We start from the raw sequence: 18,386 nt of genomic DNA, 5'->3' as shown, positions 1-18,386 counted from the left end.
GACGTCGTTTCGGGAAGGCAAAGAAAATGCGGCCTGTCCGCTTCCCGGGCGAATTTGGAGAGGACAGGCACCAGACAAAGGGTGGAGGAGACAATGAGGAAGATACTTCTTGCCGGCATCGCGGTCGCGATGATGGCGACGCCGGCATTTGCAGCGAACTACCGCTTCGTGATCGTGCCGAAAGCGATGAACAATCCGTTCTTCGACTTCGCGCGCGACGGCTGCCTGAAGCGGGCCAAGGAGCTCGGCAACATCGAGTGCATCTACAAGGGGCCGGTCGAGCATGAGCCGGCGACCCAGGCGCAGATCATCCAGGACTTCGTCACCCAGAAGGTCGATGGCCTTGCGATCTCGGTCGCAGACGTCGCGGCCATGACCAAGTCGATCGAGGCGGCGACGGCTGCCGGCATTCCCGTCATCACCTTCGATGCGGACGCGCCCGGCTCCAAGCGCATCGCCTATATCGGCACCAACAACAAGGAATTCGGCGTCGCGCTCGGCAAGCAATTGCTCAAGCTCCGGCCCGACGGCGGCAAGTACGCCATGGTCTCCGGCGGCCCCGGCGCCAAGAACCTCGCCGAGCGGGTCGACGGCGTCCGCGAGGCGCTGAAGGGATCGAAATGGACCGAGGTCGCGGGTTCGCCGACCTTCTGCAACGACGATCCCGCACTCGCGGTCCAGCAGATGACGGATCTGCACACCGCGACGCCTGACCTTGCCTCGATCGTTCCGGTCGGCGGCTGGCCGATGTTCGCGCCAGAAGGCTTCAAGGCTTTCGCGTCGAGGAACAAGAAGGACATCGACAGCGGCAAGTTCACGCTCGTCGTGGCCGATACGCTCAAGATGCAGCTCGAACTGCTGCGCGACGGCTATGCCAATGCGCTGGTCGGCCAGCGTCCGTTCGAAATGGGCGAGAAGGCGATGGACACGCTGCTCGCCATCAAGAAGGGCGAGAAGGTGCCGGAGATCGTCTATACCGGCCTCGATCTCGTGACCAAGGATAACGTCGCGCAGATGTTGAAGTAGCGATGTTCCAATAGGAGTGTCGCCAGCCCCGCTCCTATTGCTCTCTCCCGCTTGCGGTCGCCGCAAGCGGGAGAGATACTGGCTGATGGAAGGAATGGGAATGAAACGGTCGCGACTGGGCTCACTCGACGTCACCTCGATCGGCCTCGGCACTGCGCCGCTCGGCGGATTGTTTGCTCCGGTCAGCGACGCCGATGCGGAAGCAACGCTTGCGGCCGGCTGGTCGGCCGGCATCCGCTTCTACGACACGGCGCCGCTTTACGGCTTTGGCCTGTCGGAACGGCGGCTCGGCGCTTTCCTGCGGCGGCAGCCGCGCGATTCCTATGCGATCTCGACCAAGGTCGGGCGCCTGCTGCGCACCTCTGACGGCGTGGCCGCCGAGGACGAGCACTACAAAGGCACGCAGGCAGAGCGACCGGTGTTCGATTTCTCCTATGATGGCGTGATGCGCTCGGTCGAGGAGAGTCTCGTCAGGCTCGGCCTCGATCGCGTCGATGTCCTGCTCGTGCATGATCCTGACGATCATTATGACGAGGCCGTTGGTGGTGCATTCCGCGCGCTGGAGCGGCTGCGTGCCGACGGAACGGTCAAGGCGATCGGCTCAGGCATGAACCAGTCGGAGATGCTGGTGCGCTTCGCCGAAGCCGTGCCGGTCGATTGCTTCCTGCTTGCCGGCCGCTACACGCTGCTCGACCAGGGCGCACTGGATGCGCTGTTTCCGATTTGCCTGGCGAAGAACATCGGCATCCTGCTCGGCGGCATCTACAACAGCGGCATCCTGGCCAATCCGCATACGGGCGCGAAGTTCAACTATCAGGACGCCGACGCGGCGCTCGTCGCGCGCGCGCTCGAACTCGATGCGCTCTGCCGCAAGCACGGCACTGAATTGAAGGCCGCCGCACTCCAGTTCTGCATGGCCCATCCGGCCGTGACGGTCGCCGTGATGGGCGCGCGCAACGCCGCTGAAGTCGCCGACAACATCGCGATGTCGGAGCGCGCGGTGCCGCAAGCCTTCTGGCAGGAGCTGCGCGCGAACAATCTCGTCGACGCGCGGGCGCCGCTGCCCGGTGGGGCGTGAGCCGTGATCATCGACGCTCACCAGCATTTCTGGGATCCCGCGCGCGCGGATTATCCCTGGATGGCGGCGCCTGAGCTTGCGCCGATCCGCCGCGCCTTCGGCCCTGCCGATCTGGCGCCGCTTCTGAAAGCGAACGGCGTCGATGCCAGCATCCTGGTGCAATGCCGCTCCTCGCTGGAGGAGACCGAGGAGTTCCTGCAGGTCGCGCATGCGACGCAATCGGTCATCGGCGTGGTCGGCTGGGCGGACCTGACCGATGGTGCGCTCGGCGATACGCTCGATCGTCTGCGCGCGTTGCCGGGCGGCGCAAAGCTCGTCGGTATCCGTCACCAGGTCCACGACGAATCTGATGCGGATTGGCTGCTGCGCGAAGACGTTCAACGTGGTCTCGGCGCTCTCTTCGCCCGCGATCTCGCTTACGACTTCCTCGTCCGCACCCGCGAGCTGCCTGCCGCGATTGCGACTGCAAAAGCCTTTCCGCAAGCGCGCTTCGTGCTCGATCATTCAGCAAAGCCGCCGATCGCAGATGGCGGCAGCAGCGAATGGGCCGATCGCATCGCCACTCTCGCGGCGTGCGGCAATGTCTGGTGCAAGGTCTCGGGCCTGGCGACGGAAGCGAAATGGAGCGATTGGAATGCAGAGCGCCTGTTGCCGTTCGTCGAGCACGTGGCGAATTGCTTTGGCGAGGATCGCTTGATCTTCGGCTCCGACTGGCCAGTGTGCCTGCTTGCGGGCAGCTACGGCGAGATCAAGACCGCGCTGGAAGCGTGCCTGACGAAGATTGCGCCGCGCGTGCGTGAGAAGGCGTTCGGCGTGAACGCGAAGGCTGCGTATCGGCTGCGCTGACTATGGCTAAGGCGGTTCGCTTACCCTCCCCCTCCAGGGGAGGGTAAGAAGTGCCTCACGCGCCCGCGGGCACCTGGTCCAGGAATCCCGTGATGCTCCTGATCCGACCGTCCTTCAGCACGGCGAAATCAGTTCCCTTGATCGGGCTGTCGATACCATCAGGGCCGAGGCCCCACGAGAAACGGAGATGTTCGCCGTAGCCATTGGGCTCGCCGATCAGGCTGAACTTGAAGTCGGGAAAGCGCTGCTGCACGCCCGATATCAGCGCATCGATGCCATCAGGGCCGTCGCCCTTCATCAGCGGATCGACGTAGCTCGCATCCGCCGTCCAGAACTCGCTGAGCAGATCGCGGCGGCGATTTTGCGCGCGCTCGTTCCAGAGATCGATATAGCGGCGGGCGATGGTGACGTGGTCGGTCATGAAACTCTCCTTCGATGGCGCCGTGGGTTCGGCTGACCGTCACTATCGAAGGTTTGCGCGCGCCGATCGATTACCTCTGAGGTCATCGGCGCGCGCCAGTCCAAACGCGAATTTACTTCGCGGCCGTGACCATGATCTCGACGGTGTATTGCGGCGCGGCCAGCTTGGCTTCGACGGTGGCGCGGGCCGGGGTGTTGCCGGGCGACACCCAGCCGTCCCACACGGCGTTCATTTCCTGGAACGTCTTCATGTCGGTGATGTAGATCGTCGCCGACAGCAGCTTCGACTTGTCGGTGCCGGCCTTGGCGAGATGGCCGTCGATGGTCTTCAGGATGTCCTGGGTCTGCTTGGTCACGCTTTCGCCGGCCGCGTTGCTGGCGACGACGCCCGCGAGATAGACGGTGTTGCCGTGAACGACGACCTGGCTCATGCGCGGGCCGGTCTCAAAACGCTGAATGCTCATTGGCGGGATCTCCTTCAGGGAATGGCGGCCCTGTCTAGCGCAGCACCTCGCGCCGAGCCACCCCAGGCGCGCATGCGTTGCCGGGCACGCATGCGTGATCTAGCTAACCGCTTTCGCCGCGGCGCGGCCGGCATTGCGGCCCGAGAACAGGCAGCCGCCGAGGAAAGTGCCCTCGAGCGAGCGATAGCCGTGCACGCCGCCGCCGCCGAAGCCCGCGGCTTCGCCGACCGCGTAGAGGCCGGGAATGATCTGCCCCTCCTGGCCGAACACGCGCGAATCGAGATCAGTCTCGAAGCCGCCCAGCGTCTTGCGGGTGAGGATGTTGAGCTTGACCGCGATCAGCGGCCCCTGCGCGGGATCGAGGATGCGGTGCGGCGAGGCGGTGCGGATCAGTCTGTCGCCGATGTAACGCCGCGCATTGTGGATGTTCATCACCTGCGCATCCTTGACGTAAGGATTGGCGATCTCGCGGTCGCGCGCCTCGATCTGCATCTTGATCTGATCGAGCTTGAGCAAATCGTTGCCGGCAAGCTTGTTCATGGCCGCGACGAGATCCTCGATTCCATCGCGCACGATGAAGTCGACGCCATGGCTCTTGAACGCCTCCACCGGCGCCGGCGCGCCCTTGTTGGTGGCGCGGCGCAACGTCATGCGCCAGCTTTTCCCGGTGAGGTCAGGGTTCTGCTCCGATCCGGACAGCGCAAACTCCTTCTTGATGATGCTCTGCGTCAGGATGAACCAGGAATAATCATAGCCCGTCGACATGATGTATTTGAGCTGGCCGAGCGTGTCGGAGCCCGGGAACAGCGGCGCCGGCAGTCGCGCGCCCGTGGCATCGAACCACATCGAGGAAGGGCCGGGCAGGATGCGGATGCCGTGGCGCGGCCAGATCGGATTCCAGTTCTGGATACCCTCGACGTAATGCCACATGCGGTCGCGGTTGATCAGCCGCGCGCCCGCCTTCTCGGTGATGCCGATCATGCGGCCGTCGACATGTTCGGGCACGCCTGAAATCATGAATTTCGGCGGCTCCCCGAGCCGCTTCGGCCAGTTCGCGCGCACCAGGTCATGATTGCCGCCGATGCCGCCGGACGCCACGATCACGGCCTGTGCCTTCAGCGCAAACTCGCCGACGACATCGCGCGACGAGCTCTTGCCACGCTCGACGCTGTCAGGCGCAAGGATCGCGCCGCTGACGCCGTCCACGGTGCCGTTGGTGATGGAGAGCGCATCGACACGGTGGCGAAACCTGAAGATCAGCCGGCCGCTCTTGGCGGCCTCGCGCGCGCGGCGCTCGAACGGCTCGACGATGCCGGGCCCGGTGCCCCAGGTGACGTGAAAGCGCGGCACCGAATTGCCGTGGCCCATCGCATCATATCCGCCGCGTTCGGCCCAGCCGACCACGGGGAAGATGCGATGGCCCATCGCGCGCAGCCAGTCGCGCTTCTCGCCCGCGGCGAACGCGACATAGGCCTCGGCCCATTTGCGCGGCCAGACATCCTCGTCGCGATCGAAGCCGGCGGTGCCGAGCCAATCCTGCATCGCAAGCTCGAAGGAGTCCTTGATGCCGAGCCGGCGCTGCTCCGGCGAATCGACCAGGAATAATCCGCCGAACGACCAGAATGCCTGCCCGCCGAGCGACTGCTCGCCCTCCTGGTCGAGGATGATGACGCGCTTGCCGGCGTCGGCAATCTCGGTCGCCGCCACCAGTCCCGATAGTCCGCCGCCGACGACAATCACGTCAGCCTGCTCAGTCGAATCCCCGGCCATGAGTTCCCCCCTGTAGTTGCCCGGGATTGAAGCCAGCGGTTGCAACTGAGATCAAGGGCTTGTGGCGTAAGACGTCGTTAACTTGTTCCACATTGGGATAGAGGCCGGCCGGGTGCAGCGCGGACGCAACACTGGATTTGAATTTGTTTTGAGCCAGCCGCCGTGCCTAGACAAAGCCGCAGAGTCGACCGACGCTAGGGACGCATCACCACCTGACACGCAGATTCGAAAACGACTGGGGCGGGGACAATGAAGTTTCTGACGGGGTTGCTTGCGGCGGTTGTTCTGATCGCTTGCATGGGGGCTTCTCACGCGGTGGTTCGGATCGCGGATGACCGCGGCGGTCGGATCGGAACCTACGTCGACAAGTACCAGGATCTGCGCCAGTCCGGCGACACCGTCATCATCGATGGCCTCTGCGCGTCCGCCTGCACCATCGTCCTCGGCGCCATCCCGCACGACCGTATCTGCGTGACCTCGAGCGCGACGCTCGGCTTCCACGCTGCCTGGGATTTCGGCGCCAATGGCCGCGCCGTGACCAATCCCGAAGCGACCCAGATGCTCTATGCGATGTATCCCTCGCAGGTGAAGCGCTGGATCAGCCAGCGCGGCGGCCTCACCCCGCACATGCTGTTCCTGAGAGGCAAGCAGCTCCAGGCAATGTACAAGCCCTGCTACCTGGACGCGCAGGCCTCGACCCTCAAGCCGTCGCGCCGGCCTCTGCCGCAAGCGGATCAGCTCGAATCCGCCCGGGGCCAGTTGCTGCACTGACGTCCTCAGCCTGACCGGATCGTTTGGCCCGTCGGCGGCGCTTGCCCGCAGGCGGGCCGAAGCTTATCTGGAGGCTTGGGAACCGGGACCTTCGCCCCGATCATTGTCATGGCTCAACCCGTGCATCCGGCACATCCTGTATCGGACAATTCGCCCACTGCCGGCCGCACGGCGACGGTGCTGCTATGGGCCGGCGCTGGTGTCGGTGGGCTGATGGTGATCGGCGCGCTCGCGCTCTGGTTCCATTACGGTTCCCAGGTGTTCTTCGAAATGATCAGGACCGGCTTTGCCGCCTGCTTCTGACCCGGAAAGTCTTCGCTCATGAGCTCCGCTGCCCGTCCGCTGGTGATCGCGACCGCCTTCGCCGCAAGCCTCGCCGTCGGTCTCCTGGTGCTGTTCTGGGCCATGGGCGGGGTCAGCAAGGTGGCACAGCCGGCCGCGATCGGCGGCCCGTTCCAGCTCACCGACCAGAACGGCAAGGCCGTCACCGACAAGAACCTCAAGGGCAAGCCGACCCTGATCTTCTTCGGCTACACCCATTGTCCCGATGTGTGCCCGACCTCGCTGTTCGAGATGTCGGAAGTGCTGCGCGCGATGGGCAAGGACGCCGACAGGGTCAACGCGGTCTTCATCTCGGTCGATCCCGAGCGCGACACGCCGGCGACGATGAAGGACTATCTCTCGAGCTTCGACCCGCATCTCGAAGGCCTGTCCGGCGATCCCGCCGAGATCGCCAAGGTCCTCACATCCTACCGGGTTTACGCCAAGAAGGTCCCGACCAAGGACGGCGACTACACTATGGATCACACCGCGCTGATCTACCTGATGGACCGCGACGGACGTTTCGTCTCGCCGTTCAACCTGAAAAGGACCCCGGAAGAGGCCGCGGCGGATTTGAAGAAGTATCTCTGATCCAGCCGTCATGGCCGGGCTTGACCCGGCTATCCACGCCTTGGCGAGACGGAAAGTTCGTGGATGCCCGGGACATAGGCGAGCGGAAGCGACGCCGTCCTTCAGACGGCTATGCCCGGGCATGACGAAGGAGAGACTTTTGCCCAAGCCGTAATCGGCGCTCGCGTTCCCGGCCGGATGGTCTATAAGGCCTTCCGATCCCAATGAAATTCATTCATTTCCGGCCGATGGCTCCATCGCAACAGGCGAAATCGTCCAAATCTGCCCGCGGCTTGCTGACGGGCCTCGTCGTCGCCGCCTGCCTGCTCGCAGGTCCATCAGGCGCCCGCGCGCAGGCCCCGGCCAAGCAGCCGCCGGCCCAAGCCACGCCGCAAACCGCGCCCCAAACTGTGCCCCAAGTGGCCGCCCCCCAGGCCGTGCCCGGTTTCTGGGACCCGCGGCGGCGGCCGGAGCGGCCCGATCTGTCGCGCCTGACCGTGATCCGCTTCCTGACCGAGACCGACTATCCGCCGTTCAACTTCACCGGTGCCGACGGCAATCCGGCCGGCTTCAACGTCGATCTCGCGCGAGCGCTGTGCGAAGAAATCAAGGTCAGCTGCACCGTGCAGATGCGCCGCTTCGAGACGCTGGTCGATGCGCTCACCTCCAACCGGGGCGATGCTATCATCGCCTCGATGGCGGTGAGCCCGCAACTGCGCGCCCGCGTCGACTTCACCGATCCCTATTACCGCGTGCCGGCGCGCTTCGCCTCGCGCAAGGATGCGGTGATGCCGGAGATCCGGCCCGAATATCTCGAAGGCAAGAAGGTCGGCGTCATCGCGGGCTCCGCGCATGAGGCCTACCTCAAGGCGATGTTCACCGATGCCGAGCTGCACCCTTATCCCAACGACGATGCGCTCCGTGCCGCGCTCCGCAAGGGCGAGGTCGATTTCATCTTCGGCGACGCCATCTCGCTGGCGTTCTGGATCAACGGCACTGATTCCGGCGATTGCTGCGCCTTCTCCGGCGGCCCCTTCGTCGAGAGCCGGTTCTTCGGCGAGGGCATCGGCATTGCCGTGCGCAAGGGCAACGACGTGCTGCGCCAGGCCCTGAACTGGGCCCTGTTCCGCGTCTGGGAAAAAGGCCGCTACACCGATCTGTGGCTGAAGTATTTCTCGGTGAGCCCGTTTTAGATTCTTCGCTGCCTACTCATCGTCATTGCGAGGAGCGCAGCGACGAAGCAATCCAGACTGTTTCCGCGAAAAGATTCTGGATTGCTTCGCTTCCGCCTTCGCTCTTCGAGCTACGGCGGACAGGTCGCTCGCAATGACGGCGGAGGCGGCAACACCGCCCCACAAAATTGCATTCTGCCCGGAAATCGCTATTTTCCGCGGCCCGGAGGCCCCTTGATGTCCGTTATCGATCCCAGCATGAGCCCGAGCGATCTTCGCGCGCTTGCCGAACAATCCAACGCCTGGCCGTTCGAGCAGGCGAAGGCCATTGTCGCGCGGCTGAAGAAGAGCCCGAAGGACGAGGTGCTGTTCGAGACCGGCTACGGTCCCTCCGGCCTGCCGCATATCGGCACGTTCGGCGAGGTCGCGCGCACCTCGATGGTGCGCCATGCCTTCCGCGTGCTGACCGAGGACAAGATCAAGACGCGCCTCCTGGCCTTCTCCGACGACATGGACGGCTTCCGCAAGGTGCCTGACAACGTGCCGAACAAGGAGCTGCTGGCTCAATATATCGGCCGTCCGCTCACGTCGGTACCGGATCCGTTCTCGAACGAGCACCCGTCGTTTGGCGATGCCAACAACGCGCGCCTGCGCGCCTTCCTGGATCATTTCGGCTTCGACTACGAATTCGCCAGCTCGACCGTCTACTACAAGTCGGGCCGTTTCGATGCGACGCTGCTGAAAATGCTCGCCGCCTACGACAAGATCATGGACATCATCCTGCCGACGCTCGGGCCCGATCGTCGCGCCACCTATTCGCCGTTCCTGCCCATCAGCAAGACCACGGGCGTCGTGCTGCAAGTGCCGATGGTCCGCCGCGACGTTGCGGCCGGCACGGTGACTTATGTTGATCCTGATACCAACCAGGAAGTCGAGACGCCCGTCACCGGCGGCAACGTCAAGTGCCAGTGGAAAGCAGACTGGGCGATGCGCTGGGTCGCGCTCGGCGTCGACTACGAGATGGCGGGCAAGGATCTGATCGATTCCGTGAAGCTGTCCGGCGCCATTGCTCGGGCGCTCGGTGCCACGCCGCCGGAAGGCTTCAACTACGAGCTCTTCCTCGACGAGAAGGGCCAGAAGATCTCGAAGTCCAAGGGCAACGGCCTCACCATCGACGAGTGGCTGCGCTACGCCTCGCCGGAATCGCTGTCGCTGTTCATGTATCGCGAGCCCAAGGCGGCGAAGCGGCTGTTCTTCGACGTCATCCCGCGCCAGGTCGACGACTATCAGCAATTCATCGACGGCTTCCCCAAGCAGGATGGCAAGCAGCAGCTCGGCAATCCGGTCTGGCACATCCATAACGGCAAGCCGCCGCAGGGCGACATGCCCGTCACGTTCCAGCTGCTGCTGACGCTGGTGTCGTCGTCGAATGCGGAGAATGCCGAAACGCTGTGGGGCTTCATCGGCCGCTATCGTCCCGGCGTGAGCCCGCAGACGCATCCGAAGCTCGATGCGATGGTCGGCTACGCCATCAACTATTACCGCGATTTCGTCGCGCCGACGAAGCAGTTCCGCGTCCCCACGGATACCGAGCGCGCGGCGTTGCAGGATCTGCGCGATGCGCTGTCGCAGCTGCCGCAGGATGCATCAGCCGAGGACATCCAGAACGTGGTCTACGAGATCGGCCGCCGCGAGCCGTTCCTGGACCAGGTCAAGAAGGGCAAGGACGGCCGCCCAGGCGTCACGCTCGATTGGTTCAACATGCTCTACCAGGTGCTGCTCGGCCAGGAGAAGGGCCCGCGCTTCGGCTCCTTCGTCGCGGTGTATGGCCTGCAGAACGCGGTCAACATGATCGACGGCGCGCTGGCCAGGAGTGCGTGAGGGATACCCTCGCTGTCATCGCCCGGCTTGACCGGGCGATCCAGTACTCCGAGGCAGTTGTGATACGCCGATACGCCGCGGCGTACTGGATTCCCCGCTTTCGCGGGGAATGACAGCGGAGCAAGTTTCACTGGCTCGCCCAAACGATCCGCGCCACCCACGCAACATCACTCGCCGCCATCGCCCGCTCTTCCTGCGTCGCATCGAGTGGCTGCAACTCCATCGCCTTCGCCGTGCGGCGCTTCAGCGTCGCGATCATCACCTCACCCGCCGTCGTCTTCACCACGACGCGATCGCCTTTGCGGATCGGCGCGTTCGGCGAGACCAGGATGACGCCGCCGTCGCGATAGGCCGGCATCAGTGCGCCGCCGGAAATCTCCAGCGCAAAGGCGCTGATGTCCTCGGCGGCCGGCAATGCGATCTCGCCCCAGCCCTTGCCGGACGGAAAGCCCCGTTCGTCGAACGCGCCGCTCGCGCCCGCCTGCGCGAAGCCGAGCAGCGGTACGGTACGGCCGCTGCCCGCGTCGTCGTCGATCAGCCTGGCAAAGCTCTCGATCGACGAGTCCGCAGCCGCCAGCGCCTTCGCGATCGACTCAGTGGAAGGCCAGCGCTCGCGGCCGTCAGTGGTGACGCGCTTGGACTTGTTGAAAGTGGTGGGGTCGAGCCCGGCCCGCTTGGCAAGGCCCGACGGCGACAGTCCGGCGCGCGCGGCCAGCCGGTCCAGTGCGGCCCAGATCTGGTCGTGGGTCAGCATCCTCTGCGCTTTGGCCTGTCTGACCATGGAAGGTCCAGCCCGTCGCAACTCAGGAAAACTATCCTCAAATCAACCGGTTTTCTGTTTTTCGCGCAAGGGGCACCACAGCGTTTTCGGGCGAAGGGACCGCCGGTTCGCGTCAAGAAATCGCGTCAAAACAGGAATTTGGAGCCTCGTTCCGATTTCAGCCGAATGGAGCAGCTCTATCTCTTGAGTTCGGAGGGGGCGGCCTTTACGGTCGCGCCCGGGTTTTGAGACCCGTAACACACGAAAAACCCCAAGAGACTCAAAGAGCTGAGTCGAAGAGCAAACAGGGCTCCGGCAATCTGTGGTCAAGATCTACAAAATCTGTCCGGCCTCGGCCTGGCGTGAGGCGGAACGGCAGGGCGTGTACCGGGGCAGCGCGGATGACGCGCGCGACGGATTCATCCATTTTTCGACCGCCGCCCAGGTTCCGGAGACCTTGCGCAAGCACTATTTCGGCCAGCGCGCGTTGTTTCTGGTCGAGGTCGACGGTGATGCGCTTGGTGCCGAATTGCGCTGGGAACGCTCGCGCAATGAGGAGCTGTTTCCGCATCTCTATGGCGAGCTCGATCTCGGCGCTGTGCTTGCGGTGACGAACCTCAACATGCGCTCCGATGGCGGCCACGACACCCCGGAGCTTGCCCCGTGATTCGCGCTTTCGATGCTTTCTCGCTGCCGGTGCTGCGCTGGCTCGATCCGGAAGATGCGCACCGTCTCGCGATCCAGGGCCTGCGCTTCCTGCCGCCGGTGAAGCCGCGCACCGACGACCCAAAACTCGCGGTGCGTGCCTTCGGGCTCAACTTTCCCAACCCGATCGGCATGGCCGCGGGCTTCGACAAGAGCGCGGAAGTGCCCGATGCGCTGCTGCGGCTCGGCTTCGGCTTCGTGGAGATCGGCTCGGTGACGCCGAGGCCGCAGGCCGGCAATCCGCGGCCGCGGCTGTTCCGGCTCGAGCGGGATGAAGCCGTCATCAACCGCATGGGCTTCAACAATGACGGCGCGGAGGTCGTGCTGCGTCGGCTTGCGGCACGCGCCCAGAATGGCGGCATCATCGGCGTCAATGTCGGCGCCAACAAGGATTCGCCCGATCGCGTTGCCGACTACGTCACGCTAATCGAGACCTTTGCGCCGGTCGCGAGCTATTTCACCGTCAACGTCTCCTCGCCCAACACGCCGGGCCTGCGCAATTTGCAGGAAGGCGCGCTGCTCGACGACCTGCTCGGACGCGTCATCGACGCGCGCGAGCGTGTCAGGCAGGAGGCCGGCGACACGCCGGTGCTGCTGAAGATCGCGCCCGATCTCAGCCTTGCCCAGCTTGACGACGTCGTGCAGGTCGCGCGTTCGCGCAAGGTTGACGGCATGATCGTGTCGAACACGACCATCGCGCGGCCGAGCACGCTGCGCGAGGAGATGCGGTCGAAGGAGCAGGGCGGCCTGTCCGGCCGGCCGCTGTTCCGCCTGTCGACGCGCATGGTCGCGGAAACCTATGTCCGCGTCGAGGGTGCTTTCCCGCTGATCGGCGTCGGCGGTGTCGACTCCGGCGGCGCCGCGCTGACAAAAATCCGCGCCGGCGCGAGCCTGATCCAGCTTTACTCATCGTTGGTCTACAAGGGTCTCGGCCTGGTCGACGAGATCAAGCGCGATCTGACCTCAACGCTGCTGCGCACAGGCCGGGATTCGCTGTCCGAGATCGTCGGCGCGGATGCGGCGACGCTGACGGCGGAAGACTGGCCGGGGATGTAAGACGGTCTCGTGCCCCGGACGCAGCGCAGCGCTTCTTCAGCGGTGCGCTGCAGAGCCGGGGCCCATGTGGCTGCATTCTGGGTCCCGGCTCGCGCTTCGCGCGTCCGGGACAAGAGAGCTACGGCTTCGAAAACGTTGCCCGGTATAGCGCCGGATACCGCGCGCCCTGCAATCCCCCGCGCGCGACATAGAACGCGAGCAGCGCACACCACAGTCCGGCATTGCCGAACGATTGCAACGTCCACCACACGCTTAAGAAGATCGCCAGCGAGGCCAGCATCAGATTGCGCATCTCGCGCGCCCAGGTGGCGCCGACAAAGATGCCGTCGAAGCCGAAGGCGAACACGCCGGGGATCGGCGCCAGCACGATGAACGGAAGGAACTCGCGCGCGGCGCGGCGGACGTCCTCGCTCGTCGTCATGAAGTTGATGATACCAGGCCCGAACAGCGCGAACACCACCGCGACAACAAGCGCGAAGCCGAGACCCCAGAGCAGCACCAGCCGGGTCGAATCCGCAAATCCCCTGGCGTCGCGCGCGCCAAAGGTGCGGCCGCAGAGCTGCTGGGCGGCGTTGGCGAGGCCGTCGAGGAAGAAGGCGCTGACCAGCAGGAAGTTGTTGAGCACGGAGTTCGCCGCCAGCGTCACATCGCCGGCGCGCGCGCCCTTGGCGGTGAAGAACAGGAACACGGTGATCAGCGCCGCGGTGCGGATCATGATGTCGGAATTGACAGCCAGGAGCCGCATCAGCTTGGCGCGGTCGAACAGCATCGCGCGGGGCACCGCAAAGCCGCCATGGGCATAGCGCCGGCAGACGATGACGCCGAGCACGAAGCCGATGCCCTCCGACAGCAGCGCGGCGATCGCAGCACCCGCAATGCCGGTGTCGTAGACCAGCACCAGCAAAATCGTCGCCGCCATGTTGATGAGGTTGATGACGACCTGGAGCGCGAGCGCCGGATTGGCGCGCGCCAGTCCGACCAGCCAGCCGAGAATAACGTAGTTGGCGAACGCGAAGGGTGACGACCAGATCCGGATCATGAAATAGGTCTTGGCGGCGCGCGTCACGCCTTCGCTGCCACCCATCAAATCGAACAGGACGCCGGCCAGCGGCAGTTGCAGCACGATCAATGCGCCGCCGATCAGGCCGGCGACGATGAAGCCGCGCACCAGGATCACGGTCTCTTCGCGTGTCTCGCCGGCGCCAAGCGCCTGCGCGGTGAAGGCGAGCGTGCTCATGCGCAGGAAGCCGAACAGCCAGAACAGGCAGTCGAAGATCACCGAGGCCATGGCGACGCCGCCGAGCAGGGCGGCATCGTCGAGCCGGCCGATCGCGGTGGTCGAGACCACGCCGATCAGCGGCGTCGTGAGGTTCGCGACCATCGCGGGACCCGCGATGGCGAAGACCTGGCGAGAGCCGACCCTGGGATGGATGGGCGCGTGCATGTCAGAACACCAGCACCATGCCGTCCTCAGCGGCGAGATGTTCGATGGCGTCGAGACGCGACAGCACGTCGTCGCTCATATGGGTGAGCACGAGGCGTTTGGCGCCGATGGCGGGAAGATGCTGTTCCAAGGTCTTCAGGCTGAGGTGGTTCTTGACCACCTTCTCGTACATATAGGCTTCCGCGATGAAAAGGTCCGCGCCATGCGCCAGTGGAATGAGCGCATCCGTCCATTCGGTGTCGGCGCTGTAGGCCAGCGTGCGGCCCTCGGTCTCGACACGATAGGCGAGGAAGGGGCCGCCGGATTCGCCATGCACGACAGGGTAGGGCGTCACATTCACTGCGCCGAAGCCTTGGCTTCGTCCGGGGGCGAGCTCGACAATGTTGAGCTCGAAGCGCTGCTTCGTCTTCGAGGAATGCTCGAACAGCGCTTCCATCACTTGCTTCAATCGCATCTCGATGCCTTCAGGCCCCGCGATGGTCAGCGGCTTTGTCCGCCGCGAGAATTGCGCCTCGAGCAGGACAAACGGCAGGCCGGCAAAATGGTCGCCGTGGAAATGCGTGATGAGGATGAGGTCGATGTCGTTCCGATTGATCTCGAGCCGCTTCAGCGCCGGCAGAGCCGACGCGCCGCAATCGATCAGGAAGTTGGCCTCGCGTCCGGAGACATGGAAGCAGGTGTTGAGCCTGCCACCGGAGCCGAAGGCATCGCCGCAGCCGACAAAGCGCAGTTGCATCGGCTGCGGGCTCCCTGTGTCAGTCCCGGATTTAACGGCGCGGCGAGCCGAAGATGCGCGACAGCAGCCAGATCGGAATCACGATGACGGCGCCGAGCAGGAAGTAGCGCCACAGCCAGTTCACGGCGTCGAAGCCGAGATCCCAGATACGCCGGAACAGCAGGCGAATGCTGATGAGGATGTTCCAGGGGTCGAAGCCGATCGCGGCCAGCACGACGCCGACCAGGATCGAGAGCAGCACCAGGCGAAACGCGACCGCCAGCGGCGAGCCGCCGAGAAAACGGTGCAGGCCATCGCTTTGGCCGGCCGGCAAATCTCTGACGTCGTGGGCCATCGCAGAAAACTCCTCGCGGGGATTCGCCCCGATTATAGGTCACGGCGGGGGACATGGGGAACCCCGACCCGACCGTCAATCAGCTTACCGCGTTTTAATTCGGATAGGCGGACGCCGCGGGCTCGCTAACCTCTCCCGCTTGCGGGAGAGGTCGCGCCCCGGGCGATGCGAAGCATCGTCCCGTGCGCGGGTGAGGGTTCTCGCCTCTGGGGGAGTGTCCCAGTGCGGAGACACCCTCTCCCCAACCCTCTCCCGCAAGCGGGAGAGGGAGCGCATGTGCCATGCCTCACGCCTCAAGCTCCACGGCCTCCGCTTTCAGCATTTTTTCCAGCGTTTCCAGCCGATCGGCCTCCCGCGGCGGCTTGTCCCAGCGCAGGCGGCTGATGCGGGGGAAGCGCATGGCGACGCCGGATTTGTGTCGCGGCGAGCGCTGCAACCCTTCGAACGCGACCTCCAGCACCAGCCCTTTGTCGCCCTCGTGCACGACATGGCGGACGGGGCCGAACTTTTCCGTGGTGTTGCGGCGGACGAAGCGGTCGATCTGCAACAGTTCCTCGTCGGTGAAGCCGAAATAGGCTTTTCCGACGGGCACCAGCTCGTCGCCATTCTCGGTCTCGGTCCAGACCCCGAAGGTATAGTCGGAATAATAGGACGAGCGCTTGCCGTGGCCGCGCTGCGCATACATCAGCACGGCGTCGATGATGTGCGGATCGCGCTTCCACTTCCACCATTGGCCCTTCGGCCGTCCGGGGAGATAAGGCGCTTCGCGCCGCTTCAGCATAACGCCCTCGACGGCGTCGGCATCCTCGCCGGCGCCAGCGCTCGCGGGATCGGCGCGCGCAGCGGTGAGTGCGTCCCAGCTTGCGAAGGGAACGGTGGGCGACAGATCGATGCGGGGATCGCCGAGCTTTGCGATGAACCTCTCGAGATGCTCGCGCCGCTCCGCGAATGGTAGCTCGCGCAGATCGTTCTCGTCGTCGCCGAGCAGATCATAGGCGCGCAAATGGATCGGAAATTCCTTGATCAGCTTCGGCGAGACGACCTTGCGGTTGAGCCGCTGCTGCAGGACGTTGAAGCTCTGCACGCGCCCTTCGCGCAGGATCAACAGCTCGCCGTCGATGGCGCCGGGCAGGCGCAGCGACGGCACCAGATCCGGAAAGCTGCCGGTGATGTCCTCGCCGGTGCGCGAATAAAGCCGCGCGGCGATCTGCCCGCGCTCGTCGCGGCCCGCCACCGCCTGCACGCGGATGCCGTCCCATTTCCATTCCGCGATGTAGTCGGCGGGATCGAGGCTCGCGAAATCACTGTCCTCGATCGCATGCGCCAGCATCACGGGCCGGAACGGCGCGGGATCGCGATTGACAGGCTTCTCGGCGCGGCCTTCGAGCCAGGCGAACAGGTCGAGGTAAGGCGGGCTGAGGCCCGGCCAGATCAGCTCGATCTCATGCGGATCCTTGTCGCCGAGCGCGGCGGCCGCGGTTTTCGCCAGCCGCGCGGAGATGCCGATGCGGAGCGCGCCGGTGACGAGTTTTAGCAGCGCCCAGCGGCCGGTCTCATCTAACTCATCGAGCCAGCGCTCGAGCTGCTTGGGCAACTCGGTCTTGCCGAGCGTGCGGAGCGTGGTGACGACTTCGGTGAGGGTCGGGGGAGGCGGGTTGTTGTGGGCGGTCAGCGCCGTCTTCGGCCACATCAGCGCAACCGTCTCGGAGAGATCGCCGACATAGTCGTAACTCAGCCCGAACAGCACCTCATCCGCGCGCGAAGCGATGAGGTCGCGGATCAGCGCGGGCTTGGCGTGCTTGAAGCTGAGCGCGCCGGTGAGCGCGGCCAGCGCGTAGCCGCGGTCGGGATCGCCGACTTCGCGAAAGTAGCCGGTGATGAGCCGCAGCTTGTTGTTGCGGCCGGGCTCGTAGGCGAGGCGGTCCAGGAGTTCGGCGAAGCGGTTCATGCCTCGGCCTCGCCTTGCGCCGGCGGCGCACTTTCCTCTTCCTCGCCATAGCCGACGAGATCGAGCGGCCGCGCCCGCAGACCTTGCGTCTTGCACCAATGCACCAGCGCGTCTTCCTGGCCGTGGGTGACCCAGATCTCGCCGGCGCCGGTGGCCGCGATGGTCGCGGTGAGGCCGTCCCAATCGGCATGATCGGAGATCACCAGAGGCAATTCGACGCCACCTTGCCGCGCGCGGGCGCGCACGCGCATCCAGCCCGAGGCGAAGGCGGTGACGGGGTCGGGAAAGCGCCGGGCCCAGATATCCGACGTCGCCGACGGCGGTGCCAGCGTGATGGTGCCGGCAAGCTGAGCTTTCTTCACGCCCATCGCCGGCCTGAGCTCGCCGAGATCGATCCCGCGGCTCTGGTAGTAATGCGTGATCGCTTCCATCGCGCCATGCAGATAGACCGGCGCGTCATAGCCGGCGAGGCGTAGCAGCGCGATCACCCGCTGCGCCTTGCCGAGCGAATAGGCGCCGACGAGATGCGCGCGCTCCGGAAACAGCGCGACGGACGCGAGCAGCTTCTTCACCTCGAGGGCCGCATCGCCGTGGCGAAACACCGGCAGCCCAAACGTCGCCTCGGTGATGAAGACATCGCAGGGCACCAGCTCGAACGGGACGCAGGTCGGGTCGGGCGCATCCTTGTAGTCGCCGGAGGCGACGATGCAGGTGTCTTTGCAGGTCACCGCGATCTGCGCCGAGCCCAGCACATGGCCGGCCGGGTGAAACTTGACCTTGACGTCGCCGAGTCGGATGTCCTCGCCATAGCGGATCACTTGCGTCGATCCGGCAAAATTCTCGCCATAGCGCAGCCGCATCATGTCGAGCGTTTCCTGCGTCGCCAGCACGGCGCCATGGCCGGCGCGGGCGTGGTCGGAATGGCCGTGGGTGATGAGGGCCCGCTCCACCGGGCGGACGGGATCGATGTGGAAGCCGCCGGGCCTGCAGCACAGGCCGTCAGCAGTTGGCAGCAGGATGTCTTGCGGGCGCATGCCCTGCTATATAGGTCGCTCCACCGCATCTTCGAGTCATCACCTGGTTC

Annotated in this window: 19 protein-coding genes; 10 read left to right on the top strand and 9 right to left on the bottom strand. The window is 65.0% G+C overall.

The window, feature by feature from the left end; translation table 11 throughout:
- Positions 1 to 93: 93 nt before the first annotated feature.
- The 3 genes from XH89_RS35330 to XH89_RS35320 all read left to right on the top strand — a co-directional run bounded on the left by XH89_RS35330 (position 94) and on the right by XH89_RS35320 (position 2,950).
- On the top strand, positions 94 to 1,026 hold the full coding sequence (locus tag XH89_RS35330; protein WP_194464884.1) for a sugar-binding protein: 933 nt from the start codon (positions 94 to 96) through the stop codon (positions 1,024 to 1,026).
- A gap of 100 nt (positions 1,027 to 1,126) precedes the next feature.
- A complete protein-coding gene (locus XH89_RS35325) occupies positions 1,127 to 2,104 on the top strand; it encodes an aldo/keto reductase (RefSeq protein WP_194464883.1) in 978 nt (325 codons plus the stop codon).
- A 3-nt stretch (positions 2,105 to 2,107) separates the two neighbouring features.
- Positions 2,108 to 2,950: an amidohydrolase gene (locus XH89_RS35320; RefSeq protein WP_194464882.1), complete on the top strand. Its 843-nt coding sequence runs from the start codon at positions 2,108 to 2,110 to the stop codon at positions 2,948 to 2,950.
- 55 nt (positions 2,951 to 3,005) lie between these two features.
- On the opposite strand, the gene XH89_RS35315 is transcribed toward XH89_RS35320, so the two are convergent.
- The 3 genes from XH89_RS35315 to XH89_RS35305 all read right to left on the bottom strand — a co-directional run bounded on the left by XH89_RS35315 (position 3,006) and on the right by XH89_RS35305 (position 5,604).
- Entirely contained in the window at positions 3,006 to 3,371 is a 366-nt protein-coding gene (locus tag XH89_RS35315) for a nuclear transport factor 2 family protein (RefSeq protein ID WP_194464881.1), read from the bottom strand.
- Positions 3,372 to 3,483: 112 nt separating this feature from the next.
- Entirely contained in the window at positions 3,484 to 3,834 is a 351-nt protein-coding gene (locus XH89_RS35310; protein ID WP_092289080.1) for a RidA family protein, read from the bottom strand.
- A gap of 99 nt (positions 3,835 to 3,933) precedes the next feature.
- Positions 3,934 to 5,604 carry an FAD-binding dehydrogenase gene (locus tag XH89_RS35305; RefSeq protein ID WP_194464880.1) on the bottom strand — a complete coding sequence of 557 codons (1,671 nt, stop codon included), beginning with the start codon at positions 5,602 to 5,604 and terminating at the stop codon, positions 3,934 to 3,936.
- 249 nt (positions 5,605 to 5,853) lie between these two features.
- Between XH89_RS35305 and XH89_RS35300 the strand changes: the two genes are divergently transcribed.
- The 5 genes from XH89_RS35300 (at position 5,854) to XH89_RS35280 (ending at position 10,319) form a co-directional block, all read left to right on the top strand.
- A complete protein-coding gene (locus XH89_RS35300; RefSeq protein ID WP_194464879.1) occupies positions 5,854 to 6,375 on the top strand; it encodes a hypothetical protein in 522 nt (173 codons plus the stop codon).
- A 108-nt stretch (positions 6,376 to 6,483) separates the two neighbouring features.
- A complete protein-coding gene (locus XH89_RS35295; protein ID WP_194464878.1) occupies positions 6,484 to 6,678 on the top strand; it encodes a hypothetical protein in 195 nt (64 codons plus the stop codon).
- Between the two features lie 18 nt (positions 6,679 to 6,696).
- Positions 6,697 to 7,287, top strand: coding sequence for an SCO family protein (locus XH89_RS35290; protein WP_194464877.1), 591 nt, complete (start codon positions 6,697 to 6,699; stop codon positions 7,285 to 7,287).
- Positions 7,288 to 7,514: 227 nt separating this feature from the next.
- Positions 7,515 to 8,459, top strand: a complete 945-nt coding sequence (locus tag XH89_RS35285; RefSeq protein WP_194468724.1) for a transporter substrate-binding domain-containing protein — start codon at positions 7,515 to 7,517, stop codon at positions 8,457 to 8,459.
- A gap of 216 nt (positions 8,460 to 8,675) precedes the next feature.
- Positions 8,676 to 10,319: a lysine--tRNA ligase gene (locus XH89_RS35280; protein ID WP_194464876.1), complete on the top strand. Its 1,644-nt coding sequence runs from the start codon at positions 8,676 to 8,678 to the stop codon at positions 10,317 to 10,319.
- Positions 10,320 to 10,446: 127 nt separating this feature from the next.
- Here XH89_RS35280 and XH89_RS35275 read toward each other — a convergent pair whose 3' ends face one another.
- On the bottom strand, positions 10,447 to 11,100 hold the full coding sequence (locus tag XH89_RS35275) for a helix-turn-helix transcriptional regulator (RefSeq protein WP_194464875.1): 654 nt from the start codon (positions 11,098 to 11,100) through the stop codon (positions 10,447 to 10,449).
- Positions 11,101 to 11,401: 301 nt separating this feature from the next.
- Here XH89_RS35275 and XH89_RS35270 point away from each other — a divergent pair, with 301 nt between their 5' ends.
- Together XH89_RS35270 and XH89_RS35265 are read left to right on the top strand one after the other, a co-directional pair.
- On the top strand, positions 11,402 to 11,746 hold the full coding sequence (locus XH89_RS35270) for a DUF952 domain-containing protein (protein ID WP_194464874.1): 345 nt from the start codon (positions 11,402 to 11,404) through the stop codon (positions 11,744 to 11,746).
- Entirely contained in the window at positions 11,743 to 12,840 is a 1,098-nt protein-coding gene (locus XH89_RS35265; protein ID WP_194464873.1) for a quinone-dependent dihydroorotate dehydrogenase, read from the top strand. Before XH89_RS35270 ends, XH89_RS35265 begins: the two co-directional genes overlap by 4 nt.
- Positions 12,841 to 12,958: 118 nt before the next feature.
- Here the strand turns inward: XH89_RS35265 and XH89_RS35260 are convergent, their stop codons facing one another.
- The 5 genes from XH89_RS35260 to XH89_RS35240 all read right to left on the bottom strand — a co-directional run bounded on the left by XH89_RS35260 (position 12,959) and on the right by XH89_RS35240 (position 18,336).
- Positions 12,959 to 14,284, bottom strand: a complete 1,326-nt coding sequence (locus XH89_RS35260; RefSeq protein ID WP_194464872.1) for an MATE family efflux transporter — start codon at positions 14,282 to 14,284, stop codon at positions 12,959 to 12,961.
- 1 nt (position 14,285) lies between these two features.
- Entirely contained in the window at positions 14,286 to 15,020 is a 735-nt protein-coding gene (locus XH89_RS35255; protein WP_194464871.1) for an MBL fold metallo-hydrolase, read from the bottom strand.
- Positions 15,021 to 15,051: 31 nt separating this feature from the next.
- A complete protein-coding gene (locus XH89_RS35250) occupies positions 15,052 to 15,354 on the bottom strand; it encodes a DUF6460 domain-containing protein (protein WP_194464870.1) in 303 nt (100 codons plus the stop codon).
- Positions 15,355 to 15,640: 286 nt separating this feature from the next.
- Positions 15,641 to 17,302, bottom strand: a complete 1,662-nt coding sequence (locus XH89_RS35245; protein ID WP_194464869.1) for an ATP-dependent DNA ligase — start codon at positions 17,300 to 17,302, stop codon at positions 15,641 to 15,643.
- Entirely contained in the window at positions 17,299 to 18,336 is a 1,038-nt protein-coding gene (locus tag XH89_RS35240; RefSeq protein ID WP_194464868.1) for a ligase-associated DNA damage response exonuclease, read from the bottom strand. The genes XH89_RS35245 and XH89_RS35240 overlap by 4 nt, the downstream gene beginning before the upstream one ends.
- Between the last annotated feature and the right edge of the window lie 50 nt (positions 18,337 to 18,386).

Origin of the sequence: Bradyrhizobium sp. CCBAU 53340, assembly GCF_015291645.1 — a bacterium.
Lineage (GTDB): Bacteria > Pseudomonadota > Alphaproteobacteria > Rhizobiales > Xanthobacteraceae > Bradyrhizobium.
The sequence above is the reverse complement of the archived record's forward strand: the minus strand, read 5'-3'. Positions and strand labels throughout refer to the sequence as shown.

Coding starts and splice junctions, on each gene's coding strand:
- XH89_RS35245 (WP_194464869.1), bottom strand. CDS start 17,302: ATGAACCGCTTCGCCGAACTCCTGGACCGCCTCGCCTACGAGCCCGGC.
- XH89_RS35260 (WP_194464872.1), bottom strand. CDS start 14,284: ATGCACGCGCCCATCCATCCCAGGGTCGGCTCTCGCCAGGTCTTCGCC.
- XH89_RS35255 (WP_194464871.1), bottom strand. CDS start 15,020: ATGCAACTGCGCTTTGTCGGCTGCGGCGATGCCTTCGGCTCCGGTGGC.
- XH89_RS35330 (WP_194464884.1), top strand. CDS start 94: ATGAGGAAGATACTTCTTGCCGGCATCGCGGTCGCGATGATGGCGACG.
- XH89_RS35315 (WP_194464881.1), bottom strand. CDS start 3,371: ATGACCGACCACGTCACCATCGCCCGCCGCTATATCGATCTCTGGAAC.
- XH89_RS35240 (WP_194464868.1), bottom strand. CDS start 18,336: ATGCGCCCGCAAGACATCCTGCTGCCAACTGCTGACGGCCTGTGCTGC.
- XH89_RS35280 (WP_194464876.1), top strand. CDS start 8,676: ATGTCCGTTATCGATCCCAGCATGAGCCCGAGCGATCTTCGCGCGCTT.
- XH89_RS35310 (WP_092289080.1), bottom strand. CDS start 3,834: ATGAGCATTCAGCGTTTTGAGACCGGCCCGCGCATGAGCCAGGTCGTC.
- XH89_RS35295 (WP_194464878.1), top strand. CDS start 6,484: ATGGCTCAACCCGTGCATCCGGCACATCCTGTATCGGACAATTCGCCC.
- XH89_RS35300 (WP_194464879.1), top strand. CDS start 5,854: ATGAAGTTTCTGACGGGGTTGCTTGCGGCGGTTGTTCTGATCGCTTGC.
- XH89_RS35305 (WP_194464880.1), bottom strand. CDS start 5,604: ATGGCCGGGGATTCGACTGAGCAGGCTGACGTGATTGTCGTCGGCGGC.
- XH89_RS35325 (WP_194464883.1), top strand. CDS start 1,127: ATGAAACGGTCGCGACTGGGCTCACTCGACGTCACCTCGATCGGCCTC.
- XH89_RS35250 (WP_194464870.1), bottom strand. CDS start 15,354: ATGGCCCACGACGTCAGAGATTTGCCGGCCGGCCAAAGCGATGGCCTG.
- XH89_RS35275 (WP_194464875.1), bottom strand. CDS start 11,100: ATGGTCAGACAGGCCAAAGCGCAGAGGATGCTGACCCACGACCAGATC.
- XH89_RS35290 (WP_194464877.1), top strand. CDS start 6,697: ATGAGCTCCGCTGCCCGTCCGCTGGTGATCGCGACCGCCTTCGCCGCA.
- XH89_RS35285 (WP_194468724.1), top strand. CDS start 7,515: ATGGCTCCATCGCAACAGGCGAAATCGTCCAAATCTGCCCGCGGCTTG.